Here is a 14,737-nt window from a genome sequence, read left to right as displayed (position 1 = left end):
TACGATTTGCTATATTTGACCCAAAGGCATCGGACGCCGGCCAATGAGCAGTGCGCAACTATTCAGCGTCTCGCTTCCGCAGGAGTTGGCGGATTTCGTGGACGCAAAAGTGAAGTCAGGAGCTTACGCTTCCGCAAGCGAGGTGGTGCGCGAAGGCGTCGCTGCGCTCTTGGAGCGTGAGTCGGCGCTTGAAAAATGGCTGCGCGACGAGGTGGTCAGGGGCCATGAGGAATATCTCTCCGACCCCTCGAAAGGCGTCCCGGCGCAAGCGGTGTTGGAGAGGATCAAGGCCCGCCGCGCCGCTGTGAAATGAAGCGCGACGCGCCGGTTATTTTCACGCCTCTCGCAGAGCGCCAACTCGATTCCCTACATGCCTGGATTTGCGAGGCTGCCGGCGAAAAAACAGCAGACGCCTATGCCGAGCGGCTCGTCAAATACTGCCTTGGACTCGCGACTTTTCCGCAACGCGGTCGTAAGCGCGATGACCTCCTGCCCGGGTTACGCACGATTGGCTTCGAGCGACGCGTGACGGTAGCCTTTGTTGTTGGCGAGGACGCCCTGCTCATCGAAGGCGTATTTTACGGCGGACAGGATTTCGAGACCGCCTTCGAATGACATCTGGCCTGCCGCCGACGTTGGCTGCGAGTGCTCCGAGAGCGCCTCCAACTCTCAGGCCCCCTTTTTCCCTTCGCAAATGCACAAACTTTCAGCCGGGGCGAATTGTCTTATTCTGGCGTTTTCCTTTTCGATTCAATCTACTTGCGTAAATCCCCGCCGCCTTGACTTCACCGTGGCCCGTCAATATGTTGCGCGCGGCTCGAAAGGGGACGGCCGAAAGGCCGGGCTTTTTCGATCAAGCCGCTCCCGGAACCGGATAATTCCCCCGAACAAGCCGCCCTCGGCCATGGTTCAATTTTGCGCGCCAATCCGGCGCGACGGAGAGAGCCGATGAACGAAGACGACAAGCGGGACGCCGAAATGGACGCGCTCAACGCGCGGCTCGAGAAGCTCAACGCGGCGCTGCGTCAGCGCGAGGAAGAGCAGCTCGCCAAAGAGGCGCCGCCGCCCGAGAGAAGGGGCCTGTCACGGGCGTTGAGCGTCGGGCTCAATGCGTTTTCCGAATTCGTGGGCGCAGTGCTGGTTGGCGGGCTGGTCGGCTGGAAAGTCGACGAATGGCTCGGGACCAAGCCCTGGCTGATGATCGTCTTGCTCGGTCTCGGCATAGCGGCTGGCTTTTGGAATATTTATCGCGTGGCGAAGCCGCAGGCTTAACGCCGTCGCGATCGGGACGAGACCTAGGGCGCGGTTGTCGCGCGATCAATCGAGGGCCGGGCGGAGACGCCCGGGCAGAGACGATGAGCACAGAAGCAGCGGCCGCGCCGAATCCGATCGAACAATTCGAACTGCACCGCTACTTCCCGCATCAGATGGCGGGCGTCGAAACCTCCTTCACCAACGCCTCGCTCTACATGCTGCTCGCCGCGCTCGGCGTGGTGTTCCTGATGCTCCTCGCCACATCGCGCAAGGCGATCGTGCCGGGCCGCTTCCAGGCGCTGGCGGAAATGCTCTACGAGTTCGTCGCCAACACGGTGCGCTCGACGGCGGGCAAGGAGGGGATGAAGTTCTTCCCCTTCGTCTTCTCGCTCTTTTCCTTCATCCTCATCTCCAATTTGATCGGGCTCATCCCCTACACCTATTCGGTGACGAGCCAGATCGTCGTGACGGGCGCCTTCGCGCTGCTGGTCATTTCGCTGGTGACCGCCTACGGCTTCTATCGCCACGGCTTCGGCTTCCTGAACCTCTTCGTGCCGCATGGCGTGCCGCTGCCGGTTCTGGTCATCCTCGTGCCGATCGAGGTGATCTCCTTCCTGTCGCGCCCGGTGTCGCTCTCCATTCGTCTTTTCGCCAACATCCTCGCGGGCCACGTGACGCTCGCAGTGTTCGGCGGCTTCGTCGTGCTGCTGCTTGCGGCCGGCGGCGTCTATCAGGCGCTCGCGCCGGTGCCGCTGCTCGCCATCGTCGCGCTCTATGCGCTGGAGCTGCTTGTCGCCTGTCTGCAGGCCTTCGTCTTCAGCGTCCTCACTTGCGTCTATCTCAACGACGCGATCCATCCGGGCCACTGATAAACATCCAACAATAAACGCTGGTCCATAGAAACAGGAGAGTATTATGGCTACCGAAATGCAACTGGTTGGCGCGGGTCTCGCCGCGATCGGCACCGGCGCTGCGGCGATCGGCGTCGGCATCATCTTCGGCAATTTCGTCAACGGCGCTCTGCGCAATCCGTCGGCGGCAGCTTCCCAGTTCACCAACGCCATCATCGGCGCGGCGCTCGCAGAAGGCCTGGGCATCTTCGCCTTCGTTATCGCGCTGCTGCTGTATCTGAAGGCCTAAGGCTTTCCTGATCTCTTTGCGAGGCGCGCTCTCATTGCGCGCCTCGCGTCTTACGCCCCGTAGAGGCGCACCGCGTCCAAAGCGCGCGCCGCGTCGAAGACTTTGGATCATGTCCATGGCGATCATCTCTTCCGCCCACGCCGCCGAGGCCGAGCAGGAAACCCACGCGACGCATGAGTCGGTGGGCGCGACGGGCGGCGAAGCCCATCACGAAGGCGGCTTTCCGCCCTTCCAGACCGAGAATTTCGCGCCGCAGCTAGTTTGGCTCGTCCTGATCTTCGGCTTCCTCTACATTCTCATGTCGCGCATCGCGCTGCCGCGCGTCGGCGGCATTATCGAGAATCGCGAACAGAAGATCGTCTCCGATCTCGACGCCTCGCGCGAGATGCAGGCCAAGGCGCAGGCCGCCGCCGCCGCCAATGACGAAAATCTGCGCCTGCGTCGCGAAGAGGCCCAGGCCATCGGCCGCGAAGCCCAGCAGAAGATCGCCAATGAGACGGCTGCGCAGCGCACGCGCGCCGAATCGGACGCCGGCGAAAAGATTCGCGCCGCCGAGGAGCGTATCGCCGCCGCCAAATCCGCCGCGCTCGCCAATGTCGAAGCCATCGCGCTCGACGCCGCCGCTTCGATCGTCGAGAAGCTGACCGGCGCGCCGGCGGATCGCGCCCGCCTTGCCGCCGAATACAAATCCGTGAACTGAGGAGACGCGTTCCATGCATTTCGACGCGGAATTCTACGTCGCCGTCGGCTTCACGATCTTCGTGCTCGTGCTGCTCTGGGTTGGCGCTCATTCGAAATTCGCCGCGCTGATCGACGCGCGCATCAACCGCATCAAGGCCGAGCTCGCCGAGGCCGAGCGTCTGCGCTCGGAGGCCGAGACGCTGCTGGCGTCCTTCGAAAAGAAGCGTGAGGAAGCCGAGGCCGAAGCCAAGGCGATCGTCGCGGCGGCGAAGGAAGAAGCCGAGCTGATCGCCGCCGAAGGCAAGCGCCGCATCGAGGAATTCACGGCGCGCAGCGTGAAGCAGGTCGAGCAGAAGATCGCTCAGGCGGAAGCGCAGGCCGCCGCCGAAGTGCGCGCCGCCGCCGCTGACGCCGCGGTGAAGGTCGCAGAGCGCGTTCTCGCCAGCGGCGCCGCTGGCAAGGACTTCGTCATGGCGGGCATCAATGACGTGAAGTCGCTCGCCGAGCCGGCGCGCTACGTCTCGAACTGATCGAGCGCTCTACAAGAGAAGAAAAAGTGTTTTGAAGGGGCCGGCGGCTTTTTAGCGCCGGCCCTTCTTCTTTTTATGGACCGGGGCCTCGCCGGCGGCGGCGCCGTCTGTGAAGCCGACGAGGATTTCGTACTCCTCCTGCGCCTTCGCGAGCGTCGGCGCGATGAGCGGATCGGCAAGAAATCGAAAATCCGCGCGCGCTGCGCCCGATGGAACGGTCGCGCTCACTCGGTAGGTCTTCGACGACACGATCGAATCGTCCTTGGTTCGACGCAGCGCTACACGGACCACGCCGCCATAAGAACCAGCGGCGCCGACAGGGCCCAGCATAGCGTCGCCCTCGACCCCAACTCTGATCGTCAGATGATCGCCTTCGATGATGCATTCCCGCGCGGTCGATTTGATTGATAGCTGATGATGCACGGCCGCCGAATCGGCGCCGGCAGGCGAACGAATCATCTGCGATCCATCCTCATTGACGATGACAGGACAATCGGCCGTGGCCCCCGGGGCGAGGGACTCGCCATTCGCGCCGCCCCCGAACCACTCGGGGACGCCAACCTTGGGAAGATCGAATGCCGCCGCGCCAAATGTGGAGAGCCCCGCGGCGACGGCCAGCGCTCCTAAACCAGTAAAGCCAGCTTTCATATAACGCGCCCATCCTTATGGAAGCTTTGCGAAGCCTTCTTTGAAGCCCTGGAGCGTCAGCGGAAGCCCGATTCCCTCTTCTGGAACCTGATGGATGATGAAGGTCGCGGTCTTACCATTTTTGAGCTGATCGATCAGCTTGTCGTCCATGACGACTTCTGCGACGCAACCCGTTGGCAGACATTTGACAAATCCGGCGCGACCGATGTCGGTTTCGTCGATTTTGAGACCGAGGCCATTCGGCAGCAGAACCCCGAGCGGCGCGATCACTCTGAGCAAACGACTCTTTCCGTCACTGGTTTTCAGGACGATGACGACCAGATTGACGTTGCTTTTGTCCTCGGCGACGACGCTCTGGATCAAGGCGCACTGCTCGGAGGCGGCGCCCACGGGCGTCTCGCACCGAATCTCCCAATCGCCGAATTTGGATTTCACGACGCCTTGCGCTTGCGCCGCGTCGACACAGCCGATTGTCAGGAGAATTCCGGCAAGACCTGCGACTGATTGTCGCAATGGCGTCAGGTATGGGGCCATGTATGACGCGGCGCGAAAAGGATTCATGGTGGCTCCAGCAGCAATTGCTCTTCTTCGCCGATCCTGGGATCCAATCTCGGCCGCATAGCGGCGAACCGCGATGAGAGCCGCCGTTGCCTAGCAAATGGTCCCGTCCTGTCAAGCAGACGCGAAATCCTCGCGGCTTTTGCGGTTAGCGCGACGTTTTGTCATTTAAAATGTGGCGTCGCAGTAATTGCGCGAGGCTGCCGTTTGTGGTTGAACCGGGCCGGGTCGGGCGAGAGCTTTTGGCGGCGGAAGCGCGTCCGAAAATTGCATGAAAAACATCGAATCTGGCTGACGAATAAGGTGCGAAAGGCGACCTGCATGTCCAAGGGCAATCGAAAATTCATGTCTGGGGGAGCGCTCGCTGCGCTAGTTGCGCTTCCGGTCGTCCTCTTTGCAGGCTTCGCCTATGCTCAAGTCGAGGGGCAGCCCACGCCGGGCGGCATCGGCCTCCCGGCGACGGTTACCGACGTCGGTCACGAGACGCAGTTTTTCTATAACGGCATCCTTCTGCCGGTCATCACCTTCATCGCCCTCGCGGTGCTCGGTCTGCTGCTTTACGTCTCCTGGCGCTACAACGAGCAGGCGAACCCGGTGCCGTCGAAGCTGACCCATCACACGGGCCTCGAGATCGCCTGGACGCTGCTGCCGATCCTCATTCTGGTCTTCATCGCCATTCCGTCCTTCCGCATTCTCGCGCATCAGGTCGAAATCCCCGAGTCGAAGATCACCATAAAGGTGACTGGCAATCAGTGGTACTGGTCCTACAAATATCCTGAGGATCAGGGCGGCGGCTTCGGTTTCGACCAGCTCATGAAGCCGGAGAACGAGCTGAAGGAAGGCGAGCCGCGCCTCCTCGCCGTGGACAATGAAGCCTATGTTCCTGTCAATGAGGTCGTGAAGCTGCAGATCACCGCGGCGGACGTCATTCATTCCTTCGTTATTCCGGCGTTCGGCGTTCGCATGGACGCGGTGCCGGGCCGTCTCAACGAGACCTGGTTCCGGGCCGAGAAGGAAGGCGTCTATTACGGCCAGTGCTCGAAGATTTGCGGCAAGGACCACGCCTTCATGCCGATGGCGATCCGCGTCGTCAGCCGCGAGAAGTACGACGAGTGGCTGGTCGAGGCCAAGAAGAAATTCGCGGCGGCCGAGTCGCGCACCCGCATCGCCTCGAGCGAGCAGGCTCGCTGAATCAGACGCAAGACAACATAAGACATCGAGGAACAAACGATGGCGAGTTCGACTGCCGGAGCGCATGACCATCCGAGAGGCCTGCGCCGCTTTCTCTTCTCCACCAACCACAAAGACATTGGCACCCTCTATCTGATCCTCGCCGTCATCGGCGGGCTCGTGGGTCTGCTCATGTCGATGGGCATTCGCGCCGAGCTGATGTATCCGGGCATCAATGTGTTCCCGGGCCTCGCCAAGCTGATCAATGGCGCCGATCCGTCGATGGGCCTCGATCCGGCGAAGAACCTCTACAATGTGTTCATCACCGCGCATGGCGTGCTCATGATCTTCTTCATGGTCATGCCCGCGCTGATGGGCGGCTACGCCAACTGGTTCGTGCCGATCATGATCGGCGCTCCGGATATGGCGTTTCCGCGCCTCAACAACATCTCCTTCTGGTTCCTCGCCGTTTCGCTGATCCTTCTGGTGCTCTCGATGTTCGTCGAAGGCGCGCCGGGCATGCTCGGCTTCGGCGGCGGCTGGGTGTTCTATCCGCCGCTCTCGTCGAACACCGGCCATCCCGGTCCGGCGATGGATTTCGTCATCCTGTCGCTGCATCTTGCGGGCGCGTCGTCGATCCTGGGCTCGATCAACTTCATCACCACGATCTTCAACATGCGCGCGCCGGGCATGACGCTGCACAAGATGCCGCTGTTCGCCTGGGCCATGCTGGTCACCGCCTTCCTGCTGGTGCTCACGCTCCCGGTTCTCGCGGGCGCGATCACCATGCTGCTGACGGACCGCAACTTCGGCACCATGTTCTATGATCCGGCCGGCGGCGGCGATCCGCTGCTGTTCCAGCATCTGTTCTGGTTCTTCGGCCATCCGGAAGTCTATGTGCTGATCCTGCCGGCCTTCGGCCTCATCAGCCACATCGTGTCGACCTTCTCCAAGAAGCCGGTCTTCGGTTATCTCGGCATGGCCTACGCCATGGTCGCCATCGGCTTCCTCGGCTGCATCGTGTGGGCGCACCACATGTATACGGTCGGCCTGTCGCTGAACGCCCAGCGTTACTTCGTCTTCGCCACGATGGTGATCGCGGTGCCGACCGGCATCAAGATCTTCTCCTGGATCGCGACGATGTGGGGCGGTTCGATCAGCTTCCGCGCGCCGATGATCTGGGCGATCGGCTTCATCTTCGTGTTCACCATGGGCGGCGTCACCGGCGTCGTTCTCGCGAACGCCTCGGCCGACCGCCAGCTCCACGAGACCTATTTCGTGGTGGCGCACTTCCACTACACCATGTCGCTGGGCGCGGTGTTCGCCGTCTTCGCGGGCTTCTATTACTGGTTCCCGAAGATGACGGGCTATCTCTACAATGAGACGCTCTCGAAGGCGCACTTCATCGTGCTCTTCATCGGCATCAACATGACCTTCTTCCCGCAGCATTTCCTCGGCCTCGCCGGCATGCCGCGCCGCTACATCGACTATCCGGACGCTTTCGCGCTCTGGAACTACATCTCCTCGGTGGGCGCGTTCATCGGCGGTCTGAGCATGCTGATCTTCTTCTATGCGGTCTACGAGGCCTTTGCGAAGAAGCGTGAAGCGGGCGCCAATCCGTGGGGCGTGGGCGCCACGACGCTGGAGTGGACGCTGCCGTCGCCGCCGCCGTTCCATCAGTTCGAGGTCCTGCCGCGCATCTCCGGCCCGGGCCACCAGTAATCCACCACTAGACTGGCGCGGCTCTTCGGCCGCGCCAGTTATCCCAAGAGACGACCTAGCTCGCGTTTTATCCGATCAAGAGCGAACCAAGCGATGAGCGACGCTTCTTATCTCGACGGCGCCGAAGCGGCGCGCAGCGTTCCGCAACTTCCGGTCGCCGCGCCTTCGGATTATTTCCAGCTCCTGAAGCCGCGCGTCATGTCGCTCGTTGTGCTGACTGCGCTCGCCGGCATTCTCATCGCGCCGGTTCCGCCGCATCCGCTCGTCGCTTTCGCGGCGCTTCTCTCCATCGCCGTGGGGGCCGGAGCCTCCGGGGCGCTCAATATGTGGTACGACGCCGACATCGACGCGATCATGACGCGCACGGCGCGCCGTCCGATTCCCGCGGGCCGCATGGAGCCCGAATCGGCGCTGGCCTTCGGCCTCGTGCTGTCGATGCTGTCGGTGTTCACGCTGGGGTTTGCGACCAACTGGCTTGCCGCCTCGCTTCTGGCCTTCACAATCTTTTTCTACGTCGTCATCTATACGATGTGGCTGAAGCGTTCGACGCCGCAGAACATCGTGATCGGCGGCGCTGCGGGCGCCCTGCCGCCCATCGTCGGCTACGCCGCCGCAACCGGCGACATCAGCCTCGCCAGCATCGTCCTCTTCGCGGTCATCTTCGTCTGGACGCCCCCTCACTTCTGGGCGTTGGCGCTGGTGAAGCATGACGATTACAGCCGCGCCGGCGTGCCGATGATGCCGAACGCGCTGGGCGCCGATCGCACGCGTCTCGATATCCTCGTCTATTCGCTCGTGCTGGCGCCCCTGGGCGCCGTCCCCTGGGCGCTGGGCTTCGCCGGCGCTGTCTATGGCGCCGTTGCGATTGCAGCGGGCCTCTATCTCGCTTGGCTCGCTGTTCAGGTCTATCGCAGGCGCGAGGGCGACATTGCCCGCCGGGCCGCGATGAAGCTGTTCTTTTTCTCGATCTCCTATCTCTTCCTGCTGTTCCTGATCATCGTCGGCGAGCGCCTGCTGACGATCGCCGGCATTATCTGAAGGGAGACGAGATGAACGTCGAGCACAACCCGAATATCGAAGAGGGCGTCGTCCTCACCCCGGAGCAGGCGCGTAGCCGTCGCGCCCGCAATATCGCCATCGCCGTGACTGTCGCCTTGCTGGCGGTGCTGTTCTATGCGCTGACCCTCGTCAAGCTCGGCGGCGCCGTCGCCAATCGGCATATCTGACATGTTCGAGCCCGCCCGCAAGACGCCCAAAAGACCCGGCGCGATCGCCGCGGCGCTTGTCGTCGGCTCTTTGGGCATGCTTGGGCTGTCGTTCGCTTCCGTCCCGCTCTATCGCGCCTTCTGCGCCGCGACCGGATTCGGCGGCACGCCGCAGGTCGCCAAAGCGAATTCGACGGAGCAGGGCAGCCGCTCGCTGGCCGTCCGCTTCGACGCCAATGTATCCCGCGAGCTCCCGTGGCGTTTCGAGCCCGAGGTCCCGAAAATTTCGCTGCGCACCGGCGAGACGACGACCGTCTATTACAAGGCCACGAATCTTTCCGATAAGGAGACGCGTGGACAGGCGGCCTATAACGTCAGTCCCGATCAGGCCGGCGCATTCTTCGTGAAGGTCGCCTGTTTCTGCTTCGACGAACAAAGGCTCGGCCCCGGCGAGACCGCCGAGTGGCCCGTCGTCTTCTATCTCGACCCCGCGCTCGAGAAGGAAGAGACGATGCGCCGCGTCGAGGAGATCACGCTTTCCTATTCCTTCTTCCCGACCAAAGCGCCGGCGACACCCAAAACCAGCGCCGAAGCCGGGCAGAAGCCCAAGTCCTGACCGCCGGCGGCGCCGGGGGGATTTCAACCTGGAACACGCCGGGCGACCGGCGAATGACGAGGAAAAGAAGAAATGGCCGACGGACACGCCAAACCGCAGCATGACTATCATCTTGTCGATCCGAGTCCGTGGCCGATCGCCGGCGCGTTTTCAGCGCTCTTCACGGCCATCGGCGCCATCATGTGGATGGCGCAGCACAAGGGCGCGCCGATCTACGGCCAGACTTGGGGCGGCGTGCTCTTCTTCATCGGCTTCGCGCTGATTCTCGCTGTCATGTACGCCTGGTGGAGCGACGTTGTTCGCGAAGCGCAGGTCGAAGGCCATCACACGCCGGTCGTCCAGCTTCATCACCGCTACGGGATGATCCTGTTCATCCTCTCCGAGGTGATGTTCTTCGTCGCTTGGTTCTGGGCCTTCTTCAATTCCAGCATCTTCCCCGGCGACATCTGGCAGGTGACGCGCACCGAGTTGTTCCATGGCGTGTGGCCGCCGCAAGGCGTCGAAGTGCTGAGCCCCTGGAAGCTGCCGCTGCTCAACACGGTCATCCTGCTGACCTCCGGCGTGACGCTGACCTGGGCGCATCACGGCCTGCTGCACGACAACCGCGATCAGCTCAAGAAGGGCTTGATGGCGACGATCGGCCTGGGCCTGCTCTTCAGCCTGATCCAGGGCTACGAATATGCGCACGCGCCCTTCGCCTTCTCCTTCGATCCGGCGCATCCGGCGGCGACCAATTACGGCTCGACCTTCTTCATGGCGACCGGCTTCCATGGTTTCCACGTCATCGTCGGCACGATCTTCCTGACTGTCTGCCTGGCGCGCGCTTTCAAGGGGCATTTCACGTCGGGTCAGCACCTCGGGTTCGAGTTCGCCGCCTGGTATTGGCACTTCGTCGACGTGGTCTGGTTGTTCCTGTTCTGCTGCATATATGTGTGGGGGAACTGGGGCGGCGCGATGGAGTAATCGCGCGGCGCGTGCCCACGCGCGCGCGCGCCTCATTGCTGAAATTGACGGTCACGGCGCCGCCGTGGCCGTTTTCTTATGGAAGCGAGATGAAAATGGCTGAAGAGCAGATTTACCCGCCGGCGCGAGTCTATATCGACGGTCTGCTCGGCAGGTGCCCCCGTTGCAGCAAGGGCCATATGATCAAAGGCCTGCTGCAGGTCGCGCCGAAATGCGAGGTCTGCGGGCTCGATTTCTCTTTCGCCGACACCGGCGACGGCCCGGCCATTTTCGTGATGATGATCGCAGGCTTTCTCATCGTCGGCCTCGCTTGGTACATCGAAGTCGTTTATCAGCCGCCCTATTGGGTGCATGCGCTGATCTTCCTGCCGTTCTCGGCTATTGTTTGTATCGGCCTGCTGCGGCCGGCAAAGGGCCTGTTGATCGCGCTCCAATATTTCAACAAGGCCGAAGAGGGCCAGCGCGAATCATGACAGCGGGCGCGCGGGCGCTGCTCTGGCCCGCAGTCGCAACAGCGCTGGCCTGCGCGCTGCTCGCCAGTCTCGGCTTCTGGCAGGTCAGGCGCCTCGGGGAAAAAGAGGCGCTGATCGCGCGTGTGGAGACGCGTGCGCATCTCGCCCCCAAGGCGCTTCCGCCGCAGGGGGCCTGGGCGACATTATCGCCCGCCGATTATGAATTCACTCATGCGCTTGCGCGCGGACATTACCTTCCCGGCCGCGACGCGTTGATTTTCATGAAGCCGCCCGAGGGCTATGGGCTCGAGCCCGGCTATATGGTCGTGACGCCCTTCGCGCTCTCGGCGGGCGGCGTGGTTCTTATCGAGCGCGGATTTACCCCCGCCTCCAAGATCGAAGACGCCGAAGGGCGCGCGCCGCCCACAGGCGAGACGGAGATCGCAGGTCTCCTGCGGGCGCCGCAAACGCGAAATCCCTTCACCCCGGCTGACGCCCCCAACCGATTCATCTGGTATACGCGCGACCCGGCGGCGATCGCCGCCGCGCTCGGCGTCAGCGGCGCGGCTCCCTTCACGCTGGCTTTGATCGGCCCGCAGAGCGCCGGCCCGAACGGCTTCCCGCGCCTCGTCGCCGCCGCGCCAGAATTCGTGAATAATCACCTCTCCTACGCCTTTACCTGGTTCTCACTCGCTGCTGCGCTCCTCGTCATTTTCGTCCTATATGCGCGCGGGCGGCTGCGCGGCGCCGCTTAAAGAGGCGACGAGCCTTGCGGCCAGCCTGGATATGGTATGAAAAGGCGTTGATGCGTGACGCTTCGCGTCGCCTGCGGAATGGATCTGAAATTGCGCTACCTTTCGACGCGCGGTGAAGCCGCGCAGCTTGCTTTCGACGACGTTTTGCTCGCCGGCCTCGCAACGGACGGCGGCCTCTACACGCCATTGGCCTATCCGCATGTCGCGCCCAAGGACATTGCGGCGCTTGCGGGACAATCCTACGCCGACACTGCCGCTCAACTGATCGCGCCGTTCCAGACGGACGAAGCAGCGCGCGAGGCGCTCCGCGAACAGACGAAGGCGGCCTACGCCACCTTCCGGCATCGCGCCATCGCGCCGCTGACCCAGATTGCCGACAATCTCTTCGTGCTGGAGCTTTTCCACGGCCCGACCCTCGCGTTCAAGGATCTGGCCATGCAGCTTCTCGGCCGCATGATGAATGACGTGCTGGAGAAGCGGAATCTGCGCGCCACAATCGTCGGCGCCACCTCGGGCGATACGGGCGCTGCGGCGATTGAAGCTTTTCGCGGCCTGCCGCGCGTCGATGTTTTCATCCTCTATCCGCACGGCCGGGTCTCGGACGTGCAGCGCAAGCAGATGACCTGCGTCGCGGATGAAAATATCCACACGATCGCGCTGGAAGGCACGTTCGACGACGCGCAGAACATTCTCAAGCGTCTCTTCCGCAACCAGCCGTTTCGTGAACGCGTCAGCCTCGCCGGCGTGAACTCCATCAATTGGGCGCGCGTCGTCGCCCAAATGGTCTACTATTTCACCAGCGCCGTCTCCATCGGCGCGCCGCATCGGCGCGTGTCCTTCGCCGTTCCGACGGGAAATTTCGGCGACGTGCTCGCGGGCTATATCGCCAAACATATGGGCCTGCCGATCGAGCGGCTGATCGTCGCCACCAACGCCAACGACATTCTCGCCCGCGCGATTACAACCGGGCGCTATGAGCCGCGCGGCGTGACCCCGACGCAATCGCCCTCGATGGATATACAAGTCTCGTCGAATTTCGAGCGCCTGCTGTTCGACGCCACCGGGCGCGACCATGCGGCGATTCGCGCCGCCTTCGCCTCGCTCGAGCAATCCGGCGCTTTCGACATCCCCGCCGCCGCGCTCGCCGCAATTCGCGCAGAATTCGACGCGACGTCCGTCGGCGAAGCCGAGACGACCGATGAGATCGCGCGCACCTGGCGGGACGCCGGCTATGTACTCGACCCGCACACGGCGACCGGCGTGCGCGCGGCGCGGGCGCGGCTGGCGCAGGACCCCGCGACGCCCGTCGTCGCGCTCTCGACCGCTCATCCGGCGAAATTTCCCGATGCGATCGAACGCGCCATCGGCAAGCGCCCGCTTCTCCCCGAATCGATTGCCGCGCGGCTCGAAGGCCCCGAGCGCTTCACCGTCCTGGAAAATGACGAAGCGCGCATTGCCAGCTTCATTGCGGAGCGCGCCCGCGCGGCGCGAGCTTGACCTCCATGGCTCTTTTTGGCGTTCTTGGCCGTCGCGACATGCCTATCAGAGGCGAGGGGGTCTATCTGCGGCCTTCCGAGATGCGCGACTATCTGGAGTGGTCGTCGCTGCGTGAGAGAAGCCGCACCTTCCTCACGCCCTGGGAGCCGATCTGGCCCGTCGATGATCTCACGCGCGCGAGCTTTCGCTATCGGGTCCGCCGCCATGCGGAAGAGATGGCGCGCGACGAGGCCTATTCGTTTTTTGTTTTCCGCGAGGAGGACGATGTTTTGCTGGGCGGGCTCTCCTTCGGCCATGTGCGGCGCGGCGTCTCTCAGGCGGCGACGCTCGGCTATTGGATGGGGGAGCCCTACGCCGGCAAAGGCTATATGACGCGCGCCGTGCGCGCTTCCTGCGCCTATATTTTCGAGAAACAGGGCCTGCATCGCATCGAGGCGGCCTGCTTGCCGACGAATGAGCCCTCCAAGCGGCTCCTGGAGCGCGTCGGCTTCAAACATGAGGGCTATGCCCGGTCCTATCTGAACATCAACGGCCAGTGGCGCGATCACCTGCTGTTCGCGCTTCTGGAGACGGACCCGATCCCGCCCGGCAAGCCCGTATAACGCCAAGTCTTGGCTTTCACTGGCTTATCCAAAATCGTTAGCGTTCGTTAATTGAATTTCGAGCATCGCATAAGCATCCAGTTCAGGGCGTTCCCAGCTACTTGCTGATTTTCCTCGGACTTCGCGTAGGTTTCCAAAGTCGAGACGCGAAACGAGGATTGTTCCGTGGGTATCCAGAACATCGGTGCGACGGTTGTGGGCGGCTGTTCGGTGGCTTGCCTGAATCTCGAGGCAACAGCGCAACTGATGTTGGACCTCGCCCGCGCGCCCGCCCGCAAGGAAGGTCCGTATTACTTGACCTCCGTCAACGGCGAAGTGCTGGCGCGCCGGTTCTTCGACCGGGACTTCGCGAAGCTGATCGACTGCGCTGACTCGATCGCCGCCGACGGCCAGCCGCTTGTCGTCGCCTCCAAGCTCTTTTCACAGAAGAAGCCGTTGCCGGAGCGCGTCGCCACGACGGACCTCTATCCGCTTGTCGCGCGCCTGGCGCAGGATACCGGCGCGAGCTTCTATCTCCTCGGCGCGTCCGAGGAGGTCAATCGCGCCGCCTATGAAGCGACCAGGCGCATCGCGCCGCGCCTCAATATCGTCGGCAGATCGCATGGGTTCCTGAAAGGCGCGGCGCTCGAAGCCAAGCTCGACGAGATCAACGCTCTCGCGCCGGATATTCTCTGGCTGGCCATGGGCGTGCCGCTCGAACAGCAATTCGTGCGCGACTACGCGCATCGGCTGAAAAATGTGAAGATGATCAAGACCTCCGGCGGCCTGTTCGACTTTGTCGCCGGCGCCAAGAAGCGCGCGCCGAAATGGATGCAGCTCATCGGCCTCGAATGGGCGTTTCGGCTGAAGCTGGAGCCGCGGCGGCTGTTCAAGCGCTATCTGACGACCAATCCGGTCGCGGCTTATTTGCTGTTGACGCAGACGCATTAGGCTGATCAATCCCG

At 62.8% G+C, this 14,737-nt stretch carries 20 protein-coding genes; 18 read left to right on the top strand and 2 right to left on the bottom strand.

From position 1 onward, the window contains the following. The first annotated feature begins 43 nt into the window (after nucleotides 1-43). The 7 genes from QNA11_RS10855 (at nucleotide 44) to QNA11_RS10825 (ending at nucleotide 3,605) form a co-directional block, all read left to right on the top strand. The gene (locus QNA11_RS10855) at nucleotides 44-313 is read left to right on the top strand and encodes a type II toxin-antitoxin system ParD family antitoxin (RefSeq protein WP_283483032.1); all 270 of its coding nucleotides are present in this window, start codon (nucleotides 44-46) and stop codon (nucleotides 311-313) included. Next, entirely contained in the window at nucleotides 310-615 is a 306-nt protein-coding gene (locus QNA11_RS10850) for a type II toxin-antitoxin system RelE/ParE family toxin (protein WP_283483031.1), read from the top strand. The genes QNA11_RS10855 and QNA11_RS10850 overlap by 4 nt, the downstream gene beginning before the upstream one ends. 333 nt (nucleotides 616-948) lie before the next feature. Continuing rightward, on the top strand, nucleotides 949-1,272 hold the full coding sequence (locus QNA11_RS10845; RefSeq protein ID WP_202073002.1) for an AtpZ/AtpI family protein: 324 nt from the start codon (nucleotides 949-951) through the stop codon (nucleotides 1,270-1,272). A gap of 83 nt (nucleotides 1,273-1,355) precedes the next feature. Further along, entirely contained in the window at nucleotides 1,356-2,123 is a 768-nt protein-coding gene (locus tag QNA11_RS10840) for a F0F1 ATP synthase subunit A (RefSeq protein WP_202073001.1), read from the top strand. Nucleotides 2,124-2,169: 46 nt separating this feature from the next. Continuing rightward, nucleotides 2,170-2,394, top strand: a complete 225-nt coding sequence (locus QNA11_RS10835; RefSeq protein WP_016920243.1) for a F0F1 ATP synthase subunit C — start codon at nucleotides 2,170-2,172, stop codon at nucleotides 2,392-2,394. Nucleotides 2,395-2,509: 115 nt separating this feature from the next. Continuing rightward, nucleotides 2,510-3,094, top strand: coding sequence for a F0F1 ATP synthase subunit B family protein (locus QNA11_RS10830; protein WP_283483030.1), 585 nt, complete (start codon nucleotides 2,510-2,512; stop codon nucleotides 3,092-3,094). 13 nt (nucleotides 3,095-3,107) lie between these two features. Further along, nucleotides 3,108-3,605 carry a F0F1 ATP synthase subunit B family protein gene (locus tag QNA11_RS10825; RefSeq protein ID WP_202072999.1) on the top strand — a complete coding sequence of 166 codons (498 nt, stop codon included), beginning with the start codon at nucleotides 3,108-3,110 and terminating at the stop codon, nucleotides 3,603-3,605. Between the two features lie 51 nt (nucleotides 3,606-3,656). On the opposite strand, the gene QNA11_RS10820 is transcribed toward QNA11_RS10825, so the two are convergent. Beyond that, nucleotides 3,657-4,253, bottom strand: a complete 597-nt coding sequence (locus QNA11_RS10820; RefSeq protein WP_283483029.1) for a hypothetical protein — start codon at nucleotides 4,251-4,253, stop codon at nucleotides 3,657-3,659. A 15-nt stretch (nucleotides 4,254-4,268) separates the two neighbouring features. Then, entirely contained in the window at nucleotides 4,269-4,814 is a 546-nt protein-coding gene (locus QNA11_RS10815; RefSeq protein WP_283483028.1) for an invasion associated locus B family protein, read from the bottom strand. A gap of 342 nt (nucleotides 4,815-5,156) precedes the next feature. Between QNA11_RS10815 and coxB the strand changes: the two genes are divergently transcribed. From coxB to QNA11_RS10760, 11 genes are all read left to right on the top strand, one after another. Continuing rightward, complete coding sequence (gene coxB, locus QNA11_RS10810; RefSeq protein WP_281930649.1) at nucleotides 5,157-6,002, top strand: cytochrome c oxidase subunit II; 846 nt, start codon at nucleotides 5,157-5,159, stop codon at nucleotides 6,000-6,002. A 39-nt stretch (nucleotides 6,003-6,041) separates the two neighbouring features. Further along, nucleotides 6,042-7,703 carry a cytochrome c oxidase subunit I gene (gene ctaD / locus QNA11_RS10805; RefSeq protein ID WP_202072996.1) on the top strand — a complete coding sequence of 554 codons (1,662 nt, stop codon included), beginning with the start codon at nucleotides 6,042-6,044 and terminating at the stop codon, nucleotides 7,701-7,703. A gap of 93 nt (nucleotides 7,704-7,796) precedes the next feature. Further along, nucleotides 7,797-8,741 carry a heme o synthase gene (locus QNA11_RS10800; RefSeq protein ID WP_283483027.1) on the top strand — a complete coding sequence of 315 codons (945 nt, stop codon included), beginning with the start codon at nucleotides 7,797-7,799 and terminating at the stop codon, nucleotides 8,739-8,741. Nucleotides 8,742-8,752: 11 nt separating this feature from the next. Further along, nucleotides 8,753-8,929, top strand: a complete 177-nt coding sequence (locus QNA11_RS10795; RefSeq protein ID WP_202072994.1) for a cytochrome c oxidase system small membrane protein — start codon at nucleotides 8,753-8,755, stop codon at nucleotides 8,927-8,929. A 1-nt stretch (nucleotide 8,930) separates the two neighbouring features. After that, nucleotides 8,931-9,524, top strand: coding sequence for a cytochrome c oxidase assembly protein (locus tag QNA11_RS10790; protein WP_283483026.1), 594 nt, complete (start codon nucleotides 8,931-8,933; stop codon nucleotides 9,522-9,524). Between the two features lie 72 nt (nucleotides 9,525-9,596). Beyond that, nucleotides 9,597-10,487: a cytochrome c oxidase subunit 3 gene (locus QNA11_RS10785; protein WP_202072992.1), complete on the top strand. Its 891-nt coding sequence runs from the start codon at nucleotides 9,597-9,599 to the stop codon at nucleotides 10,485-10,487. 95 nt (nucleotides 10,488-10,582) lie between these two features. Next, a complete protein-coding gene (locus QNA11_RS10780; RefSeq protein WP_202072991.1) occupies nucleotides 10,583-10,960 on the top strand; it encodes a DUF983 domain-containing protein in 378 nt (125 codons plus the stop codon). Next, nucleotides 10,957-11,694 carry an SURF1 family protein gene (locus QNA11_RS10775; protein WP_283483025.1) on the top strand — a complete coding sequence of 246 codons (738 nt, stop codon included), beginning with the start codon at nucleotides 10,957-10,959 and terminating at the stop codon, nucleotides 11,692-11,694. Before QNA11_RS10780 ends, QNA11_RS10775 begins: the two co-directional genes overlap by 4 nt. A 90-nt stretch (nucleotides 11,695-11,784) precedes the next feature. Then, nucleotides 11,785-13,191, top strand: coding sequence for a threonine synthase (gene thrC, locus QNA11_RS10770; RefSeq protein WP_283484200.1), 1,407 nt, complete (start codon nucleotides 11,785-11,787; stop codon nucleotides 13,189-13,191). 5 nt (nucleotides 13,192-13,196) lie between these two features. Next, nucleotides 13,197-13,793: a GNAT family N-acetyltransferase gene (locus QNA11_RS10765; protein ID WP_202072989.1), complete on the top strand. Its 597-nt coding sequence runs from the start codon at nucleotides 13,197-13,199 to the stop codon at nucleotides 13,791-13,793. A gap of 165 nt (nucleotides 13,794-13,958) precedes the next feature. Continuing rightward, nucleotides 13,959-14,723 (top strand): WecB/TagA/CpsF family glycosyltransferase, encoded by a 765-nt coding sequence (locus QNA11_RS10760; protein WP_283483024.1) that lies wholly within the window; start codon nucleotides 13,959-13,961, stop codon nucleotides 14,721-14,723. The last annotated feature ends 14 nt before the right edge of the window (nucleotides 14,724-14,737 follow it).

This window comes from Methylocystis sp. JR02, assembly GCF_030063565.1.
In the GTDB taxonomy this organism is placed as follows: domain Bacteria; phylum Pseudomonadota; class Alphaproteobacteria; order Rhizobiales; family Beijerinckiaceae; genus Methylocystis; species Methylocystis iwaonis.
The sequence above is the reverse complement of the archived record's forward strand: the minus strand, read 5'-3'. Positions and strand labels throughout refer to the sequence as shown.

What these genes read in the sequence shown, in the direction of transcription:
- QNA11_RS10820 (WP_283483029.1), bottom strand. Translation starts at nt 4,253, where the DNA reads ATGAAAGCTGGCTTTACTGGTTTAGGAGCGCTGGCCGTCGCCGCGGGG.
- QNA11_RS10780 (WP_202072991.1), top strand. Translation starts at nt 10,583, where the DNA reads ATGGCTGAAGAGCAGATTTACCCGCCGGCGCGAGTCTATATCGACGGT.
- QNA11_RS10825 (WP_202072999.1), top strand. Translation starts at nt 3,108, where the DNA reads ATGCATTTCGACGCGGAATTCTACGTCGCCGTCGGCTTCACGATCTTC.
- QNA11_RS10800 (WP_283483027.1), top strand. Translation starts at nt 7,797, where the DNA reads ATGAGCGACGCTTCTTATCTCGACGGCGCCGAAGCGGCGCGCAGCGTT.
- ctaD (WP_202072996.1), top strand. Translation starts at nt 6,042, where the DNA reads ATGGCGAGTTCGACTGCCGGAGCGCATGACCATCCGAGAGGCCTGCGC.
- QNA11_RS10765 (WP_202072989.1), top strand. Translation starts at nt 13,197, where the DNA reads ATGGCTCTTTTTGGCGTTCTTGGCCGTCGCGACATGCCTATCAGAGGC.
- QNA11_RS10840 (WP_202073001.1), top strand. Translation starts at nt 1,356, where the DNA reads ATGAGCACAGAAGCAGCGGCCGCGCCGAATCCGATCGAACAATTCGAA.
- QNA11_RS10855 (WP_283483032.1), top strand. Translation starts at nt 44, where the DNA reads ATGAGCAGTGCGCAACTATTCAGCGTCTCGCTTCCGCAGGAGTTGGCG.
- QNA11_RS10835 (WP_016920243.1), top strand. Translation starts at nt 2,170, where the DNA reads ATGGCTACCGAAATGCAACTGGTTGGCGCGGGTCTCGCCGCGATCGGC.
- coxB (WP_281930649.1), top strand. Translation starts at nt 5,157, where the DNA reads ATGTCTGGGGGAGCGCTCGCTGCGCTAGTTGCGCTTCCGGTCGTCCTC.
- QNA11_RS10795 (WP_202072994.1), top strand. Translation starts at nt 8,753, where the DNA reads ATGAACGTCGAGCACAACCCGAATATCGAAGAGGGCGTCGTCCTCACC.
- QNA11_RS10850 (WP_283483031.1), top strand. Translation starts at nt 310, where the DNA reads ATGAAGCGCGACGCGCCGGTTATTTTCACGCCTCTCGCAGAGCGCCAA.
- QNA11_RS10815 (WP_283483028.1), bottom strand. Translation starts at nt 4,814, where the DNA reads ATGAATCCTTTTCGCGCCGCGTCATACATGGCCCCATACCTGACGCCA.
- QNA11_RS10790 (WP_283483026.1), top strand. Translation starts at nt 8,931, where the DNA reads ATGTTCGAGCCCGCCCGCAAGACGCCCAAAAGACCCGGCGCGATCGCC.
- QNA11_RS10845 (WP_202073002.1), top strand. Translation starts at nt 949, where the DNA reads ATGAACGAAGACGACAAGCGGGACGCCGAAATGGACGCGCTCAACGCG.
- QNA11_RS10785 (WP_202072992.1), top strand. Translation starts at nt 9,597, where the DNA reads ATGGCCGACGGACACGCCAAACCGCAGCATGACTATCATCTTGTCGAT.
- QNA11_RS10775 (WP_283483025.1), top strand. Translation starts at nt 10,957, where the DNA reads ATGACAGCGGGCGCGCGGGCGCTGCTCTGGCCCGCAGTCGCAACAGCG.
- QNA11_RS10830 (WP_283483030.1), top strand. Translation starts at nt 2,510, where the DNA reads ATGGCGATCATCTCTTCCGCCCACGCCGCCGAGGCCGAGCAGGAAACC.